Annotated in this window: 6 protein-coding genes; 3 read left to right on the top strand and 3 right to left on the bottom strand. The window is 61.3% G+C overall.

The window, feature by feature from the left end; genetic code table 11:
- On the bottom strand, positions 1–596 hold a 596-nt coding region (locus ACESNG_RS19695), incomplete at its 3' end, for a hypothetical protein (RefSeq protein ID WP_373070492.1).
- Positions 597–694: 98 nt separating this feature from the next.
- Between ACESNG_RS19695 and ACESNG_RS19690 the strand changes: the two genes are divergently transcribed.
- The 3 genes from ACESNG_RS19690 to ACESNG_RS19680 all read left to right on the top strand — a co-directional run bounded on the left by ACESNG_RS19690 (position 695) and on the right by ACESNG_RS19680 (position 2,322).
- Positions 695–940 carry a helix-turn-helix domain-containing protein gene (locus tag ACESNG_RS19690; protein ID WP_373070490.1) on the top strand — a complete coding sequence of 82 codons (246 nt, stop codon included), beginning with the start codon at positions 695–697 and terminating at the stop codon, positions 938–940.
- On the top strand, positions 841–1,158 hold the full coding sequence (locus tag ACESNG_RS19685; protein WP_373070488.1) for a helix-turn-helix domain-containing protein: 318 nt from the start codon (positions 841–843) through the stop codon (positions 1,156–1,158). The genes ACESNG_RS19690 and ACESNG_RS19685 overlap by 100 nt, the downstream gene beginning before the upstream one ends.
- 381 nt (positions 1,159–1,539) lie before the next feature.
- Positions 1,540–2,322, top strand: coding sequence for a hypothetical protein (locus tag ACESNG_RS19680; protein ID WP_373070486.1), 783 nt, complete (start codon positions 1,540–1,542; stop codon positions 2,320–2,322).
- Positions 2,323–2,872: 550 nt separating this feature from the next.
- On the opposite strand, the gene ACESNG_RS19675 is transcribed toward ACESNG_RS19680, so the two are convergent.
- Both ACESNG_RS19675 and ACESNG_RS19670 read right to left on the bottom strand, forming a co-directional pair.
- A complete protein-coding gene (locus ACESNG_RS19675; protein ID WP_373070484.1) occupies positions 2,873–3,790 on the bottom strand; it encodes a hypothetical protein in 918 nt (305 codons plus the stop codon).
- A 116-nt stretch (positions 3,791–3,906) separates the two neighbouring features.
- Positions 3,907–4,140 (bottom strand): hypothetical protein (locus ACESNG_RS19670; RefSeq protein WP_373070482.1); only part of this gene is annotated, 234 nt, incomplete at its 5' end.

The raw sequence follows: 4,140 nt of genomic DNA, 5'->3' as shown, positions 1-4,140 counted from the left end.
CTAGACAACCCGAGCTTCGGACCTAGCTGCACATCGCGCCGCCCAGGGAGCGTAGGGAGGAGGAACCCTCGCTTACGAGCCTTGAAGGTGACCTCGCTCACAGTATTTTCGGTAGCGTCCAGTTTCACGTTTTGGCGGAGCCATTCCGCCATGTGTCTTCTGGTGCCGGCCACTTGGCCAGTCGTGACCTCGTGCTGCACTCGAACTGCCTCGCGCGCGAAATCGCTCAGTACCGCGTCCGTCCACAGATAGCTGCGGTCATCAGTGGGCGGAGCCAGGTACAGACCCTCCGTCGCCTGTCGACCAGCTTCACGCCTCATCCGCTCGGCTGGCGACTCCGCCTGATCAACCCATTCACGTGCGCTCCGAGTGAAGTCAGCGATAACTGCTCGGCGGATCGCAGGTAGTCGGATTGCCTTCATCACCTTGTCGTCAACCTCGTGCTCCGGGTCCGCCACGACATCCAACTCCACGACGGCCGGCGGTCCGTTCAGCTTCCTCACGAGCCGTACCCGGACATGGAACCCGGTATGGCCCGCAATGGTGACCACGGCCACCAATTGAGTGCCCTCGGTTCTGATCTCCTCGACGACCACGTCAGATGCCATGGGTGTAGTCAAGCACCGTTGGACGACTAAATCAACTGATGTAACAAACGTTGAATTAGTCCGACGGTTCTGATGAACTGGGCCCCATGAACCAAATGAGTCCCCACACGAAGGCCGAGCTGCTGCATCGGCTCCCCCACCCCGATCAGCGCCGAGCGATCCGGCGTGCCGCCAAATTGACGCTGCGCGACTTTGCTACCGATTTCGGCGTGACTGTCCAAGCAGTCGCGGCATGGGAGGGAGGGGGAACACCCAGCCCGTTGTACCTCGCTCGATACGTCAGCCTGCTGGAGTCTCTGAGCACTTACCAGACGATCGGGGACGCATCGTGACCGTTCCGCCCACCTCCCGACACGAAGGCCTATCCGATGGCCGATTGCTCTACCGACCGGAGGACGCCGCGACGATTCTGTCCGTGACGCGAACTCGGGTGTACGACCTGATCCGGTCCGGGCAACTGCCGTCCGTGAAGCTCGGCCGGTCGCGGCGAATCCCCGGAGCGGCGCTACATGACTTTGTGGACTCTCTCACCGCAGAGGGTGCGAAGTGAGCAGTAGGGAGTGGATGACCGACGAGATGGCGAGGCGCGCCATGCTGTATCCAACGGTTCAGGTGATGTGCGACGACTTGCTGGAGCGCCCCCTGGTCGTGCGCTGCGAGCTACGCAAGGCAACGCACCGCTTCGTACGACGATGGGCGCGTGACGATGTCAACCGACATCGTGCGCCGTGTCCCCATTCGGTCCAGGACCAGGACTGCCCGCACTGCGAGCGGACTTGCGACCACGACTGCGAGGATCCCTCTGATACGGCCGGCAACCTTCGCCACGATGATGACGCGGGAAGTGTGTGAGCGCAGCCAGACCTGCCGGCACCCCCAGGTCAATTCTTGTTCTCCCTCACTGCCCTCCTGCTCGACAGGACTTCACACCATGATTGCACCGCCATCGTTCGCATTCGATGATCTGCACAACTGGCCGCAAAGCCATTCGGATGGGATATCACTTGTCTGTATCGATCACGACCTATGGGACGCAACGGTTGTGCCGGTGAAGTCGGCCAGCTATTGCCTCAAGCGCCACGCGTTCGGTCATCGCCAAGGTCGAACCGATCAGGTTCAACTGCCTTGCCGTGTGTGGACCTGCGAGCGCTGCGCGACGATCAGGGTGCTACGACAGCTCGAATTGCTACATGAAACTCTCGGCGACGAATCCTTTGCAGAGGAGACCGCTGTTTACGTGGGAATGTTTCCCAGCACGCGTTGGAGCACGATCGCCAGAGCACTGCGTCGCGCTAGCGCGAAGCACGCCGACCCTGATTCGCGATGGTGGATGACGCTTCATCGCCATGACGACGACCTGCGCTACATCGTCACGAACATTGAGCCACCATCGGGCAGGCCCGCACGCCATCTCTCACCAATAGCCATTGCAGACGCGTGGGAATGGTCTCGATCAGAAGCGCTTGCACTACCGGGTCTGTCGTCGTCGCCTCGATGGCATGGTCGCACCCTGCCCGACAGGTCCAGTGACTTTAAATCGTTCGGTGACCGTCTCAGTCCGGACGAGCTGCAACGGGCGATCACGTTCTACGAGCAACGCAAGCAACAGCAATTCGGCGACCGCACGCTGTCCCCGGCGGAGGTGACCCTCCTCGGTTCGGCGGTCGTGGCTGAGGTGATTGCGGAGCGCAGCGTTCGCGATTGGGGCGACTGACTGGTGTCCGAATGTCGCCCTATCTCATCTAAAGATAGGGCGACATTCGGACACCAGCGGCGCAAGGGCGATTCTCGGACACACATGGGCGAGGGTCGGACATCGACGGCAAAGGCGAATCTCGGACAGGGCGAGGGACGGCACGCCGTCCTTCGCCCAGCCGCCGTCCCGTCCGCTGTCCCAATTTGTCCAGCCCAGCGGCCGCCACCCTATGAGGCCACTACGCACGCCGAACCCCTCAGAAAATCGGGGGGGCCTAGACTCCCCGCCCGCACAAACCTGCCCGCGTTGACTGCAGATCGAGCACTCTGCGACGCCTGCCGAGTAACTAATCCCGGCGCGCCCATCTTCTCGGAAGATCCCCCCGAAGGGGATCATTCCTCGATGGGGTGTCGGCAAAGCCATGCCGACGCCACACTGACGCAGTGACCAGTCGTAGCGCCGCACCCATCCTCGTCGAACGCGTAAGAGGCGACCCGGCTTGCAAAAATGTCCAAACACATCGGGCTTGATGCCTGCTCGAACGGGCGACCTCGTGTCCCATCCCGTCTCAGAATTTGTTCGGACCACGGCGATACTGACGTCCTACAGACCAATTGAACGCGATTAGACCTGCAGCGAGATAGGCGGACAGTACGCCGAGCAGGATGATGGCGATGGGAGGATTTGTCGCTGCTTGCGTGCATTGCTGAACGGCTTCACTCAAGTACGCCTCTGTCGATAATGGGCCCGGCGTCTGAAACATCGCGCCCTGCCGTGTCGGCCAAAGGGGCCGGCTATCTGTGAGGTACGACTCATCGATTCCCACCACAATCGCGGCGGCGACTGCGTCGTCTGATGGTTCTGGCTGCAGTCTCGTGCCGCACCTCAGGTCAAAAGACACGGGTTCGCTCGTGTTGGCACCGCTGACTGTCCAATATGTGGCGTCAACGCGCAGTGGGCTGAGTATCCACCATGCCAGCGAAGCAACCGCCAGCAGGCCCGCCACCGTCAACGTAGCAACAACATTCCGTCCGACCCGAGTGCGAGACTTTGGCTGAAGTGACTTGTAAGTGTCGAGCACGGCGAACGTTGATGCCGACGTGCTGCTCGGAGTAGGCCGAAACGAAGCATCGCTCGGCGCCGCAGCCCTCGTGTTGTGACCATGAGCGTTGCGGCGAAACCCCTCCGGCAACGGGCCGATGAGTGTGGACGACAACAAGGCCTGGTCTGCAGAGCCCAACGACCGCGAGTACGCGTCGAACCATCGGGGGTCGTTGGCGCGAACACTCATGCAACAGGCATTCGCCATCCTTACCCAAGCCCTGCGGTGCTTGACGGCCGTGGTCGGCGCACCGGCTCCATGAGCGACATTCATGTAGTCATCGTGGATTGTTGCACCGATTGCCAGCGTGTTGCGACTGAACTCGTTGAACAGGCTGAATTCGGGCGCTCGCTCGACGCTGTGTTCCACGACCGGCAGCAACACGGCAATGTCGCGAGCGTGCGTCGCCACCCGGTCTCGCATGTAACTCAGGTCTCGCCCGCATCCGCACCAGCACGGCATCCGCGCAGACTAGGGGAGCCCAATCCGAATCCGGCGATTCAGCAAGGCGAACACTCGATGAATTTACGACCACTTTCCAGTTGCAACTTTGTAGGTGACCTCCCGCAAACCTTGAACAATTCCCCGCGTTTTTCCCGCGTACCGCTTCGTCCCGACCAGTTCTGTACCGTCACCAACGCCCAATCTCGTACTGTTCCATCCCGCTGAATCCGGCCTTTGCCACCTGAAAAGCGTGGGGTCACCGGATCGACGCCGGTCTCGACCACCGAGTG

The organism is Gemmatimonas sp., from assembly GCF_041689975.1.
Taxonomy (GTDB): Bacteria; Gemmatimonadota; Gemmatimonadetes; order Gemmatimonadales; family Gemmatimonadaceae; genus Gemmatimonas.
The sequence above is the reverse complement of the archived record's forward strand: the minus strand, read 5'-3'. Positions and strand labels throughout refer to the sequence as shown.